Origin of the sequence: Oscillochloris sp. ZM17-4 (assembly GCF_019599295.1) — a bacterium.
GTDB lineage: Bacteria > Chloroflexota > Chloroflexia > Chloroflexales > Chloroflexaceae > Oscillochloris.
On sequence record NZ_JAIEWN010000015.1, the window covers coordinates 24,287 to 42,689 of the forward strand.

Here is an 18,403-nt window from a genome sequence, read left to right on the forward strand (position 1 = left end):
GCTAACAAACTCTTTGACACTTGTAATGGGCGCTGGTGTGCTCTTTGATGAGGCAATGTGCCACGCTGCTGTGGCTGCGACGGTGGCCGGGCTGGGCGGCTGCGTTCAACCACGCCCGGCTATAGCGCTACGTTCGGGGGGACGTTCGGGCTGGGGCTTGACAAACCAGTGAAAGCGCGTATAGTAACTAATGAATATTATCAAAGTAACTATAGACATGGACGCACCCAATGGAAGAACGCCTCTTGATCCTGGGCTTGTTGCGCAGCCATGCCATGCACGGCTACCAATTGCATGAAGCCCTCGCCGACCGCGCAGTGACGGCGGTGCATCTGAGCAAAGCCAATGCCTACAAGCTCCTGCGCAAACTTGCGGACGAGGGCCTCGTCACGGCGTCCGAGGAGCGTGAAGGCGCTCGCCCGCCACGGCGGGTCTATCGTCTGACCCCAGCGGGTGAGGCGACTTTTCAGACCGTGCTGCGCACGCTGCTCGCCGAGTACGCCGAGCCGGAATTCCCCGCCATCGTGCCCTTGAATTTTCTCGCCGAGCTTCCGCCGGCCGAAGGTCTGGCGCTGCTGCGCCAACGCCGGGCACAGCTTGTGACGCGGCTGACGAGCATCGCGCACATGTCGGAGGAGACCCGCCTGGCCCACCTGAGCCTTGATTATTTCCATCGCATCTACCAGGCCGAGCTGGCGTGGCTCGACCAGGTCATCGCGCGGCTGGATACCACGACCAGTGAGGAGTCACCGAGATGAACACACGCATCCGCAGGTTCCTGAAGATCCTTGGCGTCATTGCGCTGCTGCTCGTAGGTGTAGTGGCCCTGGGGCCGTTCCTGATCCCAGTGACGCCGCTGGAGGGCCTGGAGTCCGCGCAAGCGGTAGCGCCGGAAGCGAGCGCCTTCGTCAGCATCCCCTTTGCCGGAACGGATGGGATCGCTATCCACTATCGCACGGCCGGCGCCGCTGCGCGTGAGCCGGCGCCGACCTTCGTGCTGCTCCACGGGTCGCTCTTCAATGCCTTTACCTGGGATGCGGTGCTGGACGTCTTCGCTGCCCGGGGTCGCGTGATTGCCTACGATCAGATTCCCTATGGGCTGAGTGAGAAGTTGATCGCCGGCGACTGGACCGGCGACAACCCCTACACGCCCGCTGCGGCGGTCGATCAACTCATCGCGCTGCTTGATGCGCTTGAGGTCGATCAAGCCGTACTGGTCGGCAACTCGTATGGCGGCACCCTGGCGGTGCAGGCCGCGCTGGCGCATCCGGAGCGTGTCACGGGGCTCATCCTCATCGATGCCGCCGTCTATGTGCAGGAAGAAGTTCCAGCCTGGGTGCTGGATCTGCCCCAGGTGCGCCACCTCGGCCCACTCTTCGCCCGCGAGCTTGGGCAGAGTGAGGCATTCATCCGCCAGACCTACCGGGATCCGACGCAGATCAGCGCTGAGCACATGGATCGGGCATTGATCCATCGCCGAGTTGCGAACTGGGATCTGGCGCTCTGGGAGTATCTGCAAGTCTGGGGGATCGGCGGCGCCGACTATGTGGGGCGCATTCCCACGATCGACCGGCCCGCACTGGTGCTGAGCGGGGATAGCGATACGATCGTTCCCGTCGCCGACAGCGAGCGACTGGCGGTGGAACTACCTCATGCGAATCTGGTTGTCCTCGCGGCATGTGGGCATGTTCCGCAGGAGGAATGCCCCGATGCGTTCGAGACGGCCGTGGATGCCTGGCTGAACGCGCATGATTGGTAAGAGGAGTTGCGACGATGAACCTCCAACTGGAGCAGAAACGGGTGCTGATCACCGGCAGTACCGGGGGCATTGGGGCGGGGCTTGCCCGGCATTTCGCAGCCGAGGGCGCCTACGTCATCGTGAATGGTCGACATAGCGAAGCTGCCAACGCTGTGGCCACGGCGATCCGCGACGCGGGCGGTCAGGCGACCGTCGCCGTCGGCGATCTGATGTCCGACACCGATGTCGAGCGGGTGGTAGATAGCGCGTGTGCGACGCTTGGCGGCATCGATATTCTGGTCAATAATGCCGCCGCCGGCTGTAGCGCTCCTGGGTGGTCAGGTCGAGCTGCGAGCGCGCCAGGTTGAGCAGGTCGCGCTTGCAGCCCAGCAGCCAGGCCCTGGCCCGCTCCTCCGGTCAGTGGCCGCGCTCAGCCAGGAAGCGGGCGAAGCAGGCCCAGGCGACGTAGAGCACCGCCACGTTGCGGCGATCCGGCCCGGGTTGGTCGCGTGCTCGCTCGTCCCCTCTAGCTTGCCCAGCACGCCGGCCCGGACCGAGAGGTGCAGATCGCGGTCGCGGTTGGCGCCCACCTGGTCGCCGGCGGCCAGCCAGCGCAGGTAGTCGATTGTGAGCAGCTGGAGCAGCCTGGCCCGCTGCTGCACGTCGCCGAGCTTGCCAGCGCTGGGTCTGGGCGCGGAACCGCAGGGCGGTGCTGCTGATGCTCTTCGCCGGCCTACGCATCAGCGAGGCGGCGGCGCTGCGTTGGCGCGAGGTCGATCTCGACGCGGGCGTGCTGCTGGTGATCGACGGCAAGGGAGGCAAGGATCGCGCGGTGCCGATCCACCCGAAACTGCGCGCCGAGCTGGAGCGCGTCGAGTCGCCACGGCCGACCTGGGCGGTAGCAGGCCGACGGGATAACCTGCCGCTGAATCAAAAAGGCCTGGCCCACCTCTCGCTGGAGACCACCCAGCGATATCTGATGCTGGGCGATAAGCAACTGCGAGCGGCCATTGACAGGCTTCCAGATGGATGGTAGAGTATTTATGGCTTTGTACTGCGAAATTCTGAGTGGGGAGGATTTCCCCATCTCCACCAATACGCAGCAGCATCGCCCGGACGAGCATCGTCCGGGCGATGTCGCTTTGTAGGCGCTGGAGGAAATTATGGCGACTCACATCCTCGCCCCGTCGCGGGCGACCCTGCACGGCCAGCTCTCGGCCGATCTGCCGCCGGCCCTCGTGATCGCCTCGGGCGACACGGTTCGCTGCCAGACCCTGGATGTCTCCTGGGGCCTGGAGGCCCGCCGGCCCGATGGCTGGCGGCGCACCTTCCCCAAGGAGCCGCCGCGCGACGATGGCCCGGCCCTGCTCGGCCCGATCGCCGTCGCCGGCGCCCGGCCCGGCCAGGCGCTGGAGATCCATATTGCGGCGGTCGTCCCCGGCCCCTACGGCTGGACCTTCGGCGGCGAGATCGGCTTCTTCAACACGGCGCTGAACGCGGCCCTGGGCGTGGCCGATGGCCCGCCGGAGCTGCTGCGCTGGGAGCTCGACGCCCAGGCGATGCTGGGCGTCAGCCACCTGGGACACCGCGTGCGCCTGCGGCCCTTCCTGGGCACGCTGGGGCTCTGCCCGGCCGGCGAGGGCTGGCAGCCGGCCTGGCCGCCCCGCCGCACCGGCGGCAACCTCGACTGTAAGGAGCTGGTGGCGGGGACGACGCTCTACCTGCCGGTCGAGGTGCCGGGCGGGCTGATCTCGCTCGGCGACGGCCACGCCGCCCAGGGCGACGGCGAGGCCGCCGGGAACGGGATCGAGTGCCCGATGGACATGGTCGAGCTGCGGGTGGCGCTGCGTGACGACCTGGCGCTCGCCGGGCCACGGGCGAACACGCCGGCCGGCTGGGTCACCTTCGGCTTCAGCGCAGATCTGGACGCGGCGATCGCGCAGGCGCTGAACGCGATGCTCGACCTGGCGATGGAGCGCTTCGGGCTGAGCCGCAAGCTGGCGCTGGCGCTGCTGAGCGCGGCGGCCGACGTGCGGCTGACCCAGCTGGTCAACGGGGTGCGGGGCGCGCACGTGCTGCTGCCCCACGACGCGATCTGGGTCGATGGGGGGCAGGGGGCGGCTGCCGCGCAGCCGGCGAGCGCGGTACAATAGGGCACGCCATGAACACCCACGAGCTTGCCCAGCGCATGGCCGAGGCCGGCTGTATGTCGATCAGGCCGGCGGCGAGCGGCTGGAGATACACGAAACCTGAAAGCGAGCGCCCCCTATGGCCGGCCTCTTTGACACGCTGCCGCGCGCCCTCTTCAACCCGCTGGCCGCCCAGCACGCGCCGATCTACGCGGAGGTGCTGCTGACGCTGTTCGCCGAGACGCAGCGCCACCAGCAGCCCCTCTCGCGCGACCTGGCCGCGGGCCTGGTCGCCGAGGTTGTCGACCGCGCCGCCGCGGACGCCGATCTGTCCGAGCTGCCGGGGCTCGACCAGGCGATCGCCGACGGGGGCGATGTCGCCATGGCCCGCAGCGGCGCGATCCTGCGCTACCTGGCCCAGTGCGGCTGGCTGCGCGTCGAGACCCAGAGCGACTTCACCCAGACCTACACGCTCCCCGACTTCGCCTTCCGCCTGCTCGCCACGCTCCAGGAGATCGCCGAGAACGAGCCGCTGCGGCTCCAGGGGCTGATCTGCGCCATCCACGATATGCTCCAGATGGCGGTGCGCGAGGGCACCGCGCACGTGCGGCTGGCCGAGGCCTACCGGCAGACGCGCGCGCTGATGAATGGACTCAAGGAGCTCCAGCACAATATCGGCCGCCATATCGAGCAGGTGCTGCACCAGCTCTCGGCCCGCGATGTGCTGAGCCAGGTGTTCACCACCTACCGCAGCGACGTGGTCGACCGGGCCTACCACCAGCTCCGCACGACCGACCACGTCTCGCGCTTTCGCCCCGGCGTGCTGGAGGCGCTCACGCAGCTGAGCGGCAGCAGCCAGGTCGATGAGATCGCGCGGCTCCTGCGGGCCTCCGGCGGCGACGCCACGATCGACGCGACTGCGGCGCGCCTGCTCGATCAGATCCGCGAGGTGCGCGAGCAGTTCGAGGGCCTCGACCGGCTGCTCCAGCTGATCGATGTGCGCCACAGCCAGTTTGTGGACTCGGCGGTGCGCACGGTGGAGCTGCAGCTGGCCGCCAGCACCACCACCAGCGGCCAGCTGCACGCCGTGCTCTCCGCGCTGCTCGGCGATGACGCCCCCGCCGGCCTGGGCCAGGATGTCGATGGGATGGTGAGCCTGCATAGCCTGGGCCTGCTCGATGATCAGTCCCTCGCGCCGCCCGGCCGCGCCGCCACCCCCTTCGTGGCCGAGGCCTCGGCCGCCGCCCGGCTGTCTGAGGCCGAGCTGGATGCGGCCCGGGCCCGCACCCTCCACCAGCTGACCCGGTCGATCGGCCGCGACCGGATCAGGCGCTATGCGGAGGCGCTGCTCGATGGCCGCGAGTCGCTGCGGGCGGCCGAGATCACGCTGGCGGGGGCCGAGGAGCTGCCGCTGGTGATCTACCTGCGCCAGTATGGCGACGGCACGCTGGGGTATCGGGCCGAGGAGGTCGATGGCGCCGGCTGGGTCGAGCGGGATGGGGTCGGCTTCCGGGACTTTGTGGTGCGGAGGGTTGGCTGATAGGGTGCTATACTACAGCCACCTATGCCGCTTGCCGAGTTTGCAACCGAATACGCCCAGCTGTCGGCCGGCGAGCAGTCGCTGTTCGCCGAGGCCGCGCGCCGCCTGCTCGCCGAGGGGCTGATCTGGCGCGGCGATGAGGGCGACACGCGCGCCTACGCATTTCTGCTGCGGCGGCGCGAGCTCGTGGCCGAGTACCTCCAGGTGGCCGGCTGGGAGCTGCGCCACGATGAGCGCGCCCAGGTGTTCCAGGTCGCCCACCGCGACGGCGCGCACCGCCGGCGGCTCAGCCGCGACACGACGGTCTGGCTGCTGATCATGCGGCTGATCTACGCCGAGAAGCGCGAGCGCGTCGAGCTCAGCCTGACCCGCTACCCGACCGTGACGGTGGGCGAGGTCGCGCAGCGCTACGCCGAGTTCTTCCCCGGCCAGGCGGTGCGCAAGAAGACCAGCCTCGACGAGGCGCTGCGCACGCTGCAGTCGCTCAAGCTGGTGCGCGCCGGCGGCGGCGGCGTGCTGCGGGCCTCTAATAACGACCAGATCATCGAGCTGCTGCCGACCCTGGAGGTGGTGGTGCCCGCGTCCGCCGTCGGCGAGGTGGCCGCGCGCCTGGGCGAGTATCAGCGGGCCCGCCCCGAGTCGCCGGAGGCGGAGTGATGCTCTCGCTCACCCGGATCTTCCTCTACAACTGGCACCGCTTCGACGACCACATGCTCGATGTGGAGGACAGCCTCTACCTGGCCGGCCACAACGGCGCCGGGAAGTCCTCGGTGCTCGACGCGATCCAGGTCGCGCTGATCGCCGACCAGGGCCTGGTGCGCTTCAACACCGCCGCGAATGACCGCAGCTCGCAGCGCAACCTCGACAGCTATGTGCGCGGCAAGATCGGCGAGGGCCGCTACCTGCGCCCGGGCAACACGGTGGCCTACATCGCCCTGGAGTTCACCGAGCGTAGCCGAGGCACCGTCGTCACGGTCGGCGCGTGCATCGAGTGTGGCGACGGGCGCAGCGCGGAGCGCACCTTCTTCATCCTGGGCGAGGGCGTCGACCGCGAGCTGCTCATCCCCGGCGGCCGCCCGCGCACCCGCCGCGAGCTCAAGCAGGAGCTGCGCGGGCGGCGCGGCGCGCGCAGCTACGACACGATCGGCGAGTACCAGGTGGAGCTGCTCAACCGGCTCGGCGGCCTGCACGAGCGCTTCTTCGACCTGTTCCTGCGCGCCCTGACCTTCCAGCCGATCCGCGACATCCGCGAGTTCGTCGAGCGCTGGCTGCTGGAGGATCAGCCGCTGGCGATCGAGGCGCTGCAGCGGGTGGTCGAGCGCCTGGCCGAGCTCGACGCGAGCGCCCGCGAGGTCGAGGAGAAGCTCGGCGCCCTGCAGGTGATCGTGGATCGGCAGGTGGAGGTGCGCCGCCTGCGCGACCTGCACGCCACATGGAGCCTGCTCTGCCTGCTGCTGACCCACGCCGCCGGACAGCGGCGCGTCGCCGGCCTGGAGCGCCAGATCGACGAGGTCGCCCGGCGGGTCGAGCGGGCGCACGCCGAGCACGCCCAGGCCGAGCGCTCGTACCAGAACGCGAGCCAGGCGCTGCTCGACGTCAGGGTGCAGCTGGAGCAGTCGGACGTGATCCGCCGGCGCGGCGAGCTGTCGCGCCAGATCGACGCCGCCCGCGAGCTGGTCGCCCGCATCACCGACGAGCGCGGCCGGCTGTTCCGCGAGCTGGGCGCGATCCTCGCCGCGCTGCGCCCGCTGCTGGCGGCCCCGGCCCTGGCCGCCGCCGAGCGGGCGGCCCTCGACGCCCTCGCCGACGTCGGCCCGGCCCTCGACCAGGCCGCGCCCCCGCCCGAGGGGCTCGCGCCCAGCATCGACGCGGCGATCTCCGGCCTCGACACGGCGCTGGAGCGCGTGCGCCAGGACGTCTTTGAGGTCGAGCGCCGCGCCCGTGAGCTGCGCGATCGTCATGCGGAGGTGTCGGCCCAGCTGGCGCGCCTGCGCCAGGGGCGCAAGTCCTACCCGCCGCAGGTCGAGCGGCTCCAGGAGCTGCTCACGCCGATCGTCGGCTCCCGCCCGCCGCTGCTCTGCGAGCTGCTGGAGGTGCCCGACGAGCGCTGGCAGAACGCGGTCGAGGCACTGCTCGGCGGGCGGCGCTTCACGATCATCGTGCCGCCCGAGCGCTTTGAGGCGTCGCTGCGCGAGCTCGACCGCGCCCGCGCCGCCGAGGGGCTGCGTGACGCGTCCATCCTGGATCTGTCGCGCTCCGGCCGCGAGGGCCGCCCCGCCCAGGGGCAGTCGCTGGCGAAGCAGGTGCAGGTCAAGGTGCGCTCGCTGCTGCCCTACATCGACTCGGTGCTGGGCGATATCATCTGCTGCGAGGACGTGGGCGAGCTGCGCCGCCACCGCCGCGCGGTCACGCCCGAGGTGGTGCTCTACAGCGAGTGGGCCGTGCGGGCCATGCCGCAGCGCAGCTTCGAGCCGTGGTTTGTCGGCGGGCGGGCCGCCCAGTCGCAGATCGCCGCGCGCGAGCGCGAGCTGGCCGAGCTGGACGAGGAGCTAGCCGCGCTCGCGCCGCGTCTGCGCGACCTGCGGGCGCTGGCGCGCGGGCTCGACCAGGGCCGCGCCCTCTCGAACCTGCGCCAGCGCCTCGACGCCGACCTCGACGACCGGCCCCTGGCCGCGCAGATCGCCGGCTGGGAGCTTGACCTGCGCGCCCTCGACCTGAGCGGCGTGCGGGCGCTGGAGGACGAGGCCCGCCGGCTGGCGGGGGTGGTCGAGGCCGAGCGGCGCATGGTCGAGCGGCTGGGCGGCGACATCCGCCTCGCCGAGCGCGACCAGGAGCAGCTCCAGGCGAGCCTGCATGCGGCCCGCCGGGCCCTGGCCGAGGCCGAGGACAGCGCGGCGGCGGGGCGCGCCCGCTACGCCCACGTGGCCGACGCGGCCGAGGGGCTGCTCCAGGAGCGCCGCGACAGCGACGACCTGGCCGAGGCGACCCGCAACGCCGAGATCCAGGCCCGCGGCTTCGAGACCCGCGCCCAGAACGAGCTGAACCGCCTGGTCGGCGAGGGCACCACCTACAACACGCGCTACCAGTTCGCCGGCCGGCCCGACCCCGACGACGAGGTGTTCGCCCGCGAGCAGGCCCGCCTCGGGGCCACCGAGCTGCCGCGCTACCGCGAGCAGATCGCCGTCTCGCGGCGCGAGGCCGACGAGGAGCTGCGCGAGCACGTCCTGCACCGCCTGCGCGAGCAGATCCTCGGCGCCCGCCAGCAGCTCAGCCGGATCAACGACGCCCTGGGCCGGCTGGACTTCCACGGCGAGCGCTACCGCTTCGTCTCCGCGCCGGCCGACGACCTGCGCGAGTACTACGACCTGATCAACGAGGCCCAGGTGATCGGGGCGGGCTCGCTCTTCGAGAGCAGCTTCTACGAGAGCCACAAGGGCGCCTTCGACCTCTTCTACGAGGCGCTCACCCGCGCGCCGCAGTCGGAGGCCGAGCGCAGCGAGCAGAAGCGCCTCACCGACTACCGCAGCTACCTGAGCTACGACATCGAGGTGACCCACGCCGGCGGCCAGGTCTCCCGGCTGAGCCGGATTATGGGCCAGACCTCGGGCGGCGAGACGCAGACGCCCTTCTACCTGACGATCGCCGCGTCCTTCGTCCAGCTCTACCACATCGGCGAGCGAACCACCCGCCCGACGATCCGCCTGGTCGCCTTCGACGAGGCCTTCTCGAAGATGGACCAGGACCGGATCGGGGCCACCCTCGACCTCTTCCAGCAGTTCGGGCTGCAGGTGATCACCGCCACGCCGCTGGAGCGCTGCGAGTACCTGGTGCCGAAGATGTGTACCAGCCTGGTGCTCACCGGGGTCGGCGACACCGTGCTGGTCGAGCCCTACCGCAACTACGCGTCGCGGCTCGGCGACTTCGCCGAGAAGGCGTGAGGGCTGCCGAGGAATCTCTTGTTGTTTTGTCCAACATGGCCAGCGAAGCTGGCCATGTTGGACAAAACAACGTCGGTTTTTAGGGCGGCAGCCCTCACGTTAATGCGCATGGGGCTTCGCCCCAGACCCTACTTTTGTTGGGGTTTTGGCGGCGAAGCCGCCAAAACCCCAACAAAAAATTCTTAAGCGCCATGGAACTCCCACAGCTCGCGCAGGCCATCCTGCACACCTTGCTCGACCGCATCGAGCAGCCGGGCCGGCGACAGGTGGCCCGGCTGCGGCTCAGCGCGCACGATCACCCCGCCTACTTCTCGGCGGAGGACGCCACGGCGCGGCGCGACACCAACGCGGCGCTCGGGCAGCTCGCCCGCCAGCAGGTGCTGGCCCTGCGCTGGCGGCGCTGGGAGGAGGGGAACTGGCTCGACGCGGTGGACCTGCGCCCGGAGGGCGTGGGCGCGCTCTACAGCCTGCTCGGCCGCGCCCCGCGCGGCGAGCAGGAGGACGCCCTGCGCGATCTGGTCGCCGCCCAGACGCCGCGGCCCGGCTGGCACGCCGCGTTTCTCGCCTGGGCTGCGGCCCAGATCGACGCCCACCGCGCCGCCCCGCCGCTCGACCGCGCCGATCTGGCGCTCTCGGCCGATCTGCTGCGCGCCCTCGCGGGCCTGGCGGATCTGGAGGCGCCCACCCTGGAGCGCGCCCTGAGCGTGCGGCTGTTCCGCGACAGCAAGCGCCTGGCCGGGCTGCGGCCTGGCCTGCTGCGGGTGCTCCGCCGCCACGCCCCCGCCGCCGCGCTCTACGGGGATGATGATGACGCGCTGCTGCGCGCCCAGCAGCTCGACCGCGCGCCGGAGTATGTCCCGCTCGCCGGCCCGCTGACGCTTGTGTCCGCCGATGGCACGCCGCTCGCGCTGTCGCCGTTCGCGCCGTCCCTCGCGCTCCCCGCCCCCCTGCTGCGGGCATCCAGGGTGCGGGAGGTCGCCGCGCGCGCTATCGTCACCGTCGAGAATCTGACCAGCTTCAGCGAGCTCTGCACGCTGCGGCCGCCCGAGGTGCTCGCGGTGTACACCGGCGGCTTCGCCAGCCCGACCGTGATCGGCCTGCTGCGCGCGCTGCGCGGGGCGGCCCCTGGGTCGCCGCTGTGGCACTGGGGCGACCTGGACGCGGGGGGGCTGCGCATCCTGCGCCACCTGCGGGCGGCGCTGGGGGATGTCCGCGCGCTCGCGATGGATGTGGCGGCCTTTGAGGCCTATGGCGCAGCCGCGCAGCCGCTCACCGCCGGCGACCGGGCGGGCCTCCAGGAGCTGCGCGCCGACCCGCTGCTCGCCGACTGTGTCGGCCTGCTCGATCGGCTGCTGTCCGCCGGGGCGAAGCTTGAGCAGGAGGCGGTGCCGGCGAGCGCGGCCCTCGCCGCGCTGGGCGCGCGCCTCTAGCCGCCCCGCGCTGAGCGCTCACTCCCCCGCCGCCTCAAGGCGCAGCCCGGCGGCCTCGACCCGCACCCGCCCGCCGGCGCCCGGCGGCAGCTCGATCGCCAGGGGCTGGTCGGGGCGCAGGGCCAGCGCCGCGCTGCGGAACACCTCGCGCCCGTCGAGCGAGACCGTCACCGTCGCCGAGGGGACGACCCGCGGGGTGGCCAGGGTCACGGTCAGGCCGCCGTCGTCGCGGCGCAGCGTGCCCAGCGCGCCGTCGGATGTGGCCACGGCCAGCCGGCCCAGCCCCCACAGCGGCAGCCAGCTCGTCTCGATCGCCCGCGTCCCGCCCGACTCCAGCGGCGGGTAGTCCCAGAAGGTCGGCTGCGCGCCGCTCCACAGCTCGACGTAGGCGCTCCCGTCGTCGGTGTAGAGGCTGCGCTCAAAGCTCTGGCTGAAGCCGAAGATCTTGCCGCCGACGGTGCCGGGGCCGTGGATCACCGCCGCGCCGCTGTCGGCGAGCACGTCGTAGGCCGCCAGGAAGGGCACCGGGGCCGGGGCGAACGCCCCCAGGTAGCCCGTCCAGCTCGCCGGGGCGCTCAGGTCGCGCCCGCCCTCGCTCGGCCAGCTGATCCAGCCGCGCGCGCCGGGCAGCGCCCCGTCCTGGGTCGCGTGGACGATCATGCGGTCGCTGGGCACGACGAAGCGCATGCCCGGCCCGACCTGGTTGTCGCCCGCCGGGCTGAGCGAGGCGTTCGTCCACATCTGGAGCGGCTGCGCGGCGTCGGTGGGGTTCTGGGCCAGCATGCGCACGGCGAAGCGGGCCTCGTCGGCGCGCAGGGTGACGCTGCCGATGATCGTGAGCCCCGTCTGGCGCTCGGTCGTGGCGTTCGCCACCGTCACCGCATCGGCGGCCCGGCTGACGCTCTGCCACCAGGGCAGGTTCTCCAGGTAGCCGTGCTCCTCGGTGGGCGCGGCCCACTCCAGGCCGCCCACGCCCAGCCACCAGCCGCGCTGGCCGAAGGGGCTCGGCTTGACCACCGGGTTCTGGTAGAAGATCGGCCGCCCGCTGGCCCGGTCGACCGCCTGGAGCAGCCGGCCGCCCAGCTCCGGCAGGAAGGTCAGCGTCAGGAAGCGGTTCTCGACCACCACGGCGGTGTAGTCGCGCGGCTGGAGCGGGCCGACCTGTGCCCGGTCCAGCCGGTCGTAGGGGAAGATCGGGTCGCCCGGCCGGGTGGGCCGCAGCGCCGGCGCGAGGTCGTAGGTCGGGATGCTGACCGTCGTCTCGCGCACGCTGATCGGCTCGGCCGGCGCGGGGCGGGCGTAGCGCAGCGCGTGGCCGTGACGCCAGCTCAGGTAGTGCTGGCCCACGTTGCCCATCTCGACCTGCCAGGGGGCGGGGTTGGCCGGGTTGTAGGTGAGCAGGCGGCGCTCGAAGGCCTGGAACAGCACCGGCACCTCGCGGCCGGCGACGCGCGCCCGCGCCCAGTAGGCCTCGGTGATCGGCCTGCCGAAGGCGAAGAGCGGGTCGGTGGCCGGGCGCTGCGCCTGCATGAAGCGCTGGAAGACGCGCGGCACGTTCCGCCCGGTCACGTCGTCATAGCTCGTGATCGTCGTCTCATCCCCGGCCAGGGCCGGGTCGTCGCCCAGGCCGGCGGGGCCGAAGGTGGCGCTGACCCGCTGGCCGAGCCGGGGCGAGGCGCGGCCGCCGCCGTCGATGGCGGCCAGCGGCGCGAGCATGGCGTAGGTCGGCGCGCCCGGGTTGTCGGCCGGGTCGCCGGCGACCGGGATGTTGGCGGGCGGGCGCGGCACGAAGGCCGCCGCGCCGACCTGGGCGCGCCCGGAGATCAGCTCGACCACCAGCAGCCCGCAGGTGACGAACCAGGGCGAGCGGCGGTCGCCGGCCGGGTCGCTGACCTCCATGCGGGCCTTATCGAAGTACTGCACCAGGCGCGACGCGCCGGGCGAGTCGTCGTAGCGCTCGTAGCGGCGCTCGCCGGGCAGCTCGCCCCAGGTCCACGAGCGGCCGGCCCCGCCGGCGGCGACCGCGGCGTCGGCCCCTGCCCAGACCTGGCGGAAGGCCCGGTCGGCGAAGCCGTCGTCCGCCGCGCCCTGGCCCAGCGCGGCGCCCGGCAGCAGGCCGGCGATGATCAGCAGGGCGAGCGCGGCGGCGTGGAGATGACGTGGCCTCATGCGCGATTCCCCCAGACCTGCACCCGCACCCCCTCGCGCACGCCTTCCCAGAGCGGCGCGGTGCAGGTGCGGCGCAGCAGCTGCTTCCAGAGCTGGGCGTGGGCGAAGGCCTCCTCGTCGGTGTTGAAGATCGTGAAGACCGAGCGCGAGGCCACCAGGATCAGCTTCTGCTTAGCCCGGCTCAGGGCCACGTTCAGCCGGCGCGGGTCGAGCAGGAACTCGCCCGCCGAGCGCAGGTAGTCGCGGTCGCTCTCGGTGGCGCTCACCAGGATGGCGGTGCGCTCGCCGCCCTGGAAGCGCTCGACCGTGTCCACCGCCGAGTCGTCCAGCCCGCCGTCGAGCAGATCATCCATCAGGCCCGGCAGCGCCGCCTTGAGCGCCGCGCGCTGGGCGCGGTGCGGCACCACCACGCCCAGGCCGTGGCTCGCGTTCAGCCCGTGGCCGCCGGCCAGGGCCTGCAGGATCGGGCTGACCAGCCGCAGCTCGAAGGGGTTGAGCACCTGGCTGCCGTCCTCCTCGTGGACGATCACCACCAGCGGGTGGTCGGGCGACAGCACGGCGTCCAGGAAGGCGTCGGCGTGGGCGACCGTCGCCAGTGTCGCCGTCTGGTTCGAGTGGTAGTCGATGCCGTCCTGCTGGTAGATCGCGTCGCGCAGGAAGCGGGCGATCTCGCGGTGCAGGCGGAAGCTCTCGGCGAACTGCACCATCGGCGGGGCCGGCTCGCGGGCCAGCATGGTCTCGAAGAGCGAGGCGTAGGCCCGGTAGGTCTGGAAGGTGCGCCGGCGCTCGTCCGACCAGCCGTGCTGGATGATCGGCGGCATCTGGCGGTGGTCGCCGACGATGATCAGCTGGCCGGTGGCCCGCAGCGGCAGCGCGGCCATGGCCGCCTCGGGCAGGTTCATCTGAGACGCCTCGTCGAGCACCAGGCAGTCGCAGAAGTCCTGCCCGGTGAAGCTCTTCTCGACCTTGCAGATCGTCGCCGTGGCGAAGGGCGTGATCGCCGCGAAACAGGCCTGCTGCGCGCGGATGGCGTCGCGGGCGTTGTCCTTGGTCAGCACGCCGACCGGGCCGGGCCACTCTTTGGTGGGGTCGCGCGGGTTGACCCGAAAGAGCGGCGCGCTGAGGATGCGCGAGTCGAAGTGGGCGGCGAACAGCTCCGGGCGCTCGCGGCGGATCTGGCCCAGCTCGGCCTGGACCTTGGCGACCTGCTCAAGCAGCACATCGGTGGCCGCGTGGGTCTTGCAGGTGAGCAGGGCGCGGAAGGTCTGCCCGGCGGCGAGGGCGCCCTGGAGGCGGGCCAGCAGGGCGAAGGCGGTGGTGTAGCTCTTGCCGGTGCCGGGCGGCCCCTGCACCAGCAGGGTCGGCGCGTCGCCGTGCTGGGCGATGTAGGCTATCTGGCTGGGGTCGAAGGCGTGGAGCGCGCCGGCCTCGCGCAGGGCGTCCAGCCCCTCGGCGAAGCGCCGCTGGGCCGCCACCGCCGCCGCCGGCCAGCTCACCCGCTCGCCGGCCGGGTCGTCCAGGCGCGCGTAGAGGGTGTTGTGTGCGCCGAGGCGCAGCTCCTCGACGATCGCCATGCAGCGCTGGCCGTAGATGTCGCTGGGGTCGGCCTCCATGGTGTAGACCTCGCCGGCCGCCGGCGCGAAGGGCTGGTAGCCGAAGGTGTACTTCTTGTCGCCGCCGAAGCCCGGCGTCGGCGTCACATCGACCAGCCCCGCCGGGTCGATCGCGACGATCCGCGCGCGCGGCTGGTAGAGCAGCTGCTTGGCCGTGGGCGTGAAGGGCCGGCGCTCCTCGGGCGGAAGCCGCTCGTCCACCGACCAGCGCGGCGCGACGATCACCTGCTCCCCGGCGGCGAAGCCGGTCAGGTTCAGCGCCGTGGGCAGCGCGCAGTCCACCCCGTCCAGGTCGATGCGCAGGCGGAAGGGCCAGGTGATGGGGAGCGGCTGCGTCTCCTCGCTCTGCTCGGCGGTGAGGGTGGCCCGCTTGCGCTTGGGGTTGGCGGCCAGGAAGGCCGCGCTGTAGCTCTGCCTGAGCGCCCTCCGGCGGGCGTTCTCGGCCAGAGCCGCCAGCAGCTCCGGGGCCTGGTCGGCCTCGTCATAGCGCAGCACCAGCGACGCGCCGGCCAGGACGCGCCGCTCGGGCGGGGGCAGGTGCGCCGCCTTCCAGGCCGACATGACCGTGTGGCGCTCCAGGGTCAGGAACTCGTGCAGGGCGTCGGCCAGGCTGCGCGCGGCCTGGGCGAAGGCCGCCAGGTCGGGCAGGTCGAAGGGGGTCTTCTCGGTCTGCCGGTTGCCCCGGAAGTCGCGGGCCAGATGCTCCATCGCCTCCAGGCGGCGGGCCTGGAAGCCCAGCATCGCCGCGCGGTCGGCCCGCCGGTAGACGGCGAGGTCGTCGTGGCCCGCCGGCTTGGGCGGCGGCAGGTCGCCCCATGCGGCGTAGGCGTACTCCAGCGGGATCTGGCTGCTGAAGCGGGCCCGGCTGGTGTACCAGGCCCCCGCGCCCTCGGCATCCTCGTCCAGCTTGCCCACGTCGTCGAACATGCGCGCGCGGAAGATCGCGCGGTACTCGCCCCAGTCGAAGCCGTTGTGGCGGGCCAGCGCCTGGAGCGAGGGGCAGACCAGCGGGTCGTTCTTCAGCTCGCGGCGCTCGGCGTCGAGCAGCGTCACCACCGGCGAGTCGAAGCCGGCGATCTGGGTGATAAAGTCGTAGAGCGGGGCGGCCCCGATCACGCTGCCGAAGTGGCGGGAGAGCGCGTCGAGCAGCGCGCGCTGGGCGAGCTGGTCGCCGAAGATCAGGTGGATGGGCGCGCGGCGCAGGCCCTCGGCGTCGGGGGCGGCCAGCTCGACGATGGCGCGCACCGTCTCGGCCACCCAGCCCACCAGCAGGTCCCGCTCCTGGGCGGGCTCCTCGGGCCGCCCGTCGCCCATACGCACGACGCTGCGGCGGCGCGCGGGGTCCTCCTGTCCATCGGCGCAGGCGGCCACCAGCGCGCCCAGCAGGTAGACCCGCTCGTGCAGGTAGTCGTGCTGCACGTCGATGTAGACCCGCACCAGGTTCGGGTGCAGCCCGGCGTCGACGGCGGGCAGGGTGCCGTAGCCCTTGCTTGGGATGTAGGTAAGCGCGCGCAGGTCGTCGCCGCGCCAGCGCCGGTAGCGCCGCGCCCGGTGGACCAGCTCGTCCAGGCGCGGGCCGACGGCGCGGCTGGCGCTGAGGGTCTGGATGGCGGCCCGCCGCTCGGGCGGCGTCACCAGGTCGGGCGAGCTGTCGTCGGGGAAGACCTTCAGCCCAGCCAGGTCGCTCGTTGTCGTCACGCCGCCGGCGCGCAGGGCGTTCTTCTCGGTGTCGCTGAGGTAGGGGATGAGCGAGAGGTCGTCGTGCTCGGCGGCCCACTTCATGCAGAACTCGTTGTAGAGGCAGCCGTCGCACTTGTAGGTCAGGTGGAAGGCCAGGGCCGCGAAGGGCGCGGCGGCCACATCGGCGGCCACGGCGGCCTCGCCGGTGACCAGGTCGCGCACCTCCTCGCGGTAGGCGTCCGGGTCGGCGACCAGCTCGAAGTAGGCGTCCTCGACGCCGAAGAGGCGGGCGGCCTCGGCGCGCTGGGCGTCGAGGCGGGCCTGCTCGGCCGGGTTGAGGGCGCCGGCCCCGGCCGCCGGGCCACGGTAGAGGATGCCGGTGGCGATCGCGGCGATCAGCAGATCAGCCGACGCCATCAGTGCGGCGAGCATCTCGTGGTAGAAGGCCACCTGGAGCCGGTGCTCGACCTTGGCCGCCGTGGAGCTCTTCATGTCGATGATCAGGGCGCGCAGATCGCCGGAGGCGTCGCGCTCCAGCCGCAGGATATCCACATCGCCGCGCAGCTCCCAGGGGCCGATGGCGACCCTGAGGCGGGGCTGGAAGAGCAGCAGGGCCGCGCCGGGCGGCAGGGCGCGCGCCCGCTCGACGACGACGGCGTTATGGTCGGGGCCGATAAACTCGTCGTCCCCGGCCAGCGCGGCCGCCCGGCAGTTGATCGCCTCGCCCACACACAGCGCCGCCGCCGCCTCGACCCGCCCCTCAAAATCGGCGCCAGACAGGGTCAGGATAGGCGGGATGGACTGCGGCGCGACGCCGTAGCGGGTCATGAAGCTCGGGCCGAAGGCCCGCTCATGCAGGCGCAGGCGCAGGTAGCGCCGGCACTGGTCGAGGCGGATGTACTGGGCCACATCGGTCGGCGAGATGCGGCGCGGCTCCCCGGCCGCGGCCGGGATGAGCGGGATGAAGTCGCTGCTGGCCATAGGCCCCCCCACTATGCTGGTCAGCGTGCTCAGCGAGTCGGCGTCGGCGGGGACAGGCCTGGCGCGGTGGGCAGAGACAGCATCGTCGGCGCGGGCGTCGGCGTCGCCGGCGCGACATCCTCGGGCCGCCGCCAGACCTGGCTCACCATGAGGATCAGGACCAGGCTGGCCACGATCAGCACGATCAGGCGCGGGGTCAGCCAGGCTGATGGGCTGGCCGCGCCCTCGCCCAGGGCCGCCAGCGCGGGGCGGGGCTGGGGGCGGGCGATCGGCCGCACCGGCCGGGTCGGCTCATCGTCGCGATCGGGCCTTGCAGCGGCGCGCGCGGGGCGCGGCGGGCGGGCGGGCGCGTCAGGCGCCGCCGCGCTGATGCGGAACAGCGCCGCGCCCCCCGGCGCGACAAAGAGCTGGGGCGAGCCCCAGGGGCCGCCGGAGTCGGCCAGCTGCGCCCGCCCATAGGTCACCGCCAGGTCGGCCGGCTCCTCGGCGGCCAGCGCGCTATAGCAGATCGCGCAGAACTCCGCCGCCGCCGCATCGAGCGGGCCAAGGGCCAGCGTCGCCAGGCCGCTGCCCTCGTGCAGCGCCGCCGCCAGCGCCGCCAGCGGCCCCGCCGACTCCGGGTCGTCGGAGGCCAGCGTCACCAGGCGCAGCTCGGGGTGCTCACCCAGGATGCCCGCCAGCGATGGCGGGTCGATGCCGCGGCCGAGGCGCAGCCGGGGCATGGCCGCCCGCGCCGTCCCGCCGGGCATGCCGGGCGTCGCCGGGGCGATCACGTGCAGCAGGTGGCAGGGCTCCTCGTCGAGGGCCTCGGCCAGGCTCGCCGGGTCGGCGTCGCGCAGCCGGTCGACGATCAGCCGGCGGGCGCGCACCTCGCCGGCCAGGGCCGCGCCAAGGGCCTCGGCGGCGGCGGCGCATCCCGACGCCGCCACGATCAGCAGGCGCAGCGGCGCCGCCACCGGCAGCGCCGGCGGCGGCGTGCGCGGCGCCTGGGCCACCCGCACCAGCGTGTAGTCCTCGCGCACCGCCGGCTGCCAGAGCGTCTGCGCGCCCAGGCTCAGCCACTCCCACGGCAGGCCCGCCAGCTCCGGCGCCACCCGCAGCTGGAGCTGGATGCGCGCCCCGGCCTCGTCCGCGCCGCGGGCCACATCCAGCAGCAGCTGGCGCAGCGCCGGCGCGAGCAGCGCC

The 18,403-nt window shown here is 72.5% G+C and carries 11 protein-coding genes and 1 pseudogene; 9 read left to right on the forward strand and 3 right to left on the reverse strand.

The annotated features are described in order from the left end of the window. Nucleotides 1–230: 230 nt before the first annotated feature. The 9 genes and pseudogenes from K2Z83_RS12960 (at nucleotide 231) to K2Z83_RS13000 (ending at nucleotide 10,775) form a co-directional block, all read left to right on the forward strand. Nucleotides 231–758, forward strand: coding sequence for a helix-turn-helix transcriptional regulator (locus K2Z83_RS12960; protein ID WP_220595608.1), 528 nt, complete (start codon nucleotides 231–233; stop codon nucleotides 756–758). Next, complete coding sequence (locus tag K2Z83_RS12965; protein ID WP_220595609.1) at nucleotides 755–1,759, forward strand: alpha/beta fold hydrolase; 1,005 nt, start codon at nucleotides 755–757, stop codon at nucleotides 1,757–1,759. The genes K2Z83_RS12960 and K2Z83_RS12965 overlap by 4 nt, the downstream gene beginning before the upstream one ends. 14 nt (nucleotides 1,760–1,773) lie before the next feature. After that, nucleotides 1,774–2,106, forward strand: coding sequence for an SDR family NAD(P)-dependent oxidoreductase (locus tag K2Z83_RS12970; protein WP_220595610.1), 333 nt, complete (start codon nucleotides 1,774–1,776; stop codon nucleotides 2,104–2,106). 335 nt (nucleotides 2,107–2,441) lie between these two features. After that, a pseudogene (locus K2Z83_RS12975) lies at nucleotides 2,442–2,774 on the forward strand (tyrosine-type recombinase/integrase); the annotation flags it as partial. Nucleotides 2,775–2,901: 127 nt separating this feature from the next. Continuing rightward, entirely contained in the window at nucleotides 2,902–3,891 is a 990-nt protein-coding gene (locus tag K2Z83_RS12980; RefSeq protein ID WP_220595612.1) for an acetamidase/formamidase family protein, read from the forward strand. A gap of 115 nt (nucleotides 3,892–4,006) precedes the next feature. Then, on the forward strand, nucleotides 4,007–5,407 hold the full coding sequence (locus K2Z83_RS12985; RefSeq protein WP_220595613.1) for a Wadjet anti-phage system protein JetA family protein: 1,401 nt from the start codon (nucleotides 4,007–4,009) through the stop codon (nucleotides 5,405–5,407). A gap of 24 nt (nucleotides 5,408–5,431) precedes the next feature. After that, nucleotides 5,432–6,064, forward strand: coding sequence for a DUF4194 domain-containing protein (locus K2Z83_RS12990; RefSeq protein WP_220595614.1), 633 nt, complete (start codon nucleotides 5,432–5,434; stop codon nucleotides 6,062–6,064). Further along, a complete protein-coding gene (locus K2Z83_RS12995; RefSeq protein WP_220595615.1) occupies nucleotides 6,064–9,345 on the forward strand; it encodes an ATP-binding protein in 3,282 nt (1,093 codons plus the stop codon). The genes K2Z83_RS12990 and K2Z83_RS12995 overlap by 1 nt, the downstream gene beginning before the upstream one ends. 191 nt (nucleotides 9,346–9,536) lie before the next feature. Continuing rightward, the gene (locus K2Z83_RS13000; protein WP_220595616.1) at nucleotides 9,537–10,775 is read left to right on the forward strand and encodes a Wadjet anti-phage system protein JetD domain-containing protein; all 1,239 of its coding nucleotides are present in this window, start codon (nucleotides 9,537–9,539) and stop codon (nucleotides 10,773–10,775) included. A gap of 18 nt (nucleotides 10,776–10,793) precedes the next feature. Here K2Z83_RS13000 and K2Z83_RS13005 read toward each other — a convergent pair whose 3' ends face one another. The 3 genes from K2Z83_RS13005 to K2Z83_RS13015 all read right to left on the reverse strand — a co-directional run. Then, nucleotides 10,794–12,944 (reverse strand): DUF5107 domain-containing protein, encoded by a 2,151-nt coding sequence (locus K2Z83_RS13005; RefSeq protein ID WP_220595617.1) that lies wholly within the window; start codon nucleotides 12,942–12,944, stop codon nucleotides 10,794–10,796. Further along, nucleotides 12,941–17,218: a bifunctional RecB family nuclease/DEAD/DEAH box helicase gene (locus K2Z83_RS13010; protein ID WP_220595618.1), complete on the reverse strand. Its 4,278-nt coding sequence runs from the start codon at nucleotides 17,216–17,218 to the stop codon at nucleotides 12,941–12,943. The genes K2Z83_RS13005 and K2Z83_RS13010 overlap by 4 nt, the downstream gene beginning before the upstream one ends. 29 nt (nucleotides 17,219–17,247) lie before the next feature. Then, the coding region (locus tag K2Z83_RS13015) for a polysaccharide deacetylase (protein ID WP_220595619.1) at nucleotides 17,248–18,403 on the reverse strand (1,156 nt) is incomplete at its 5' end.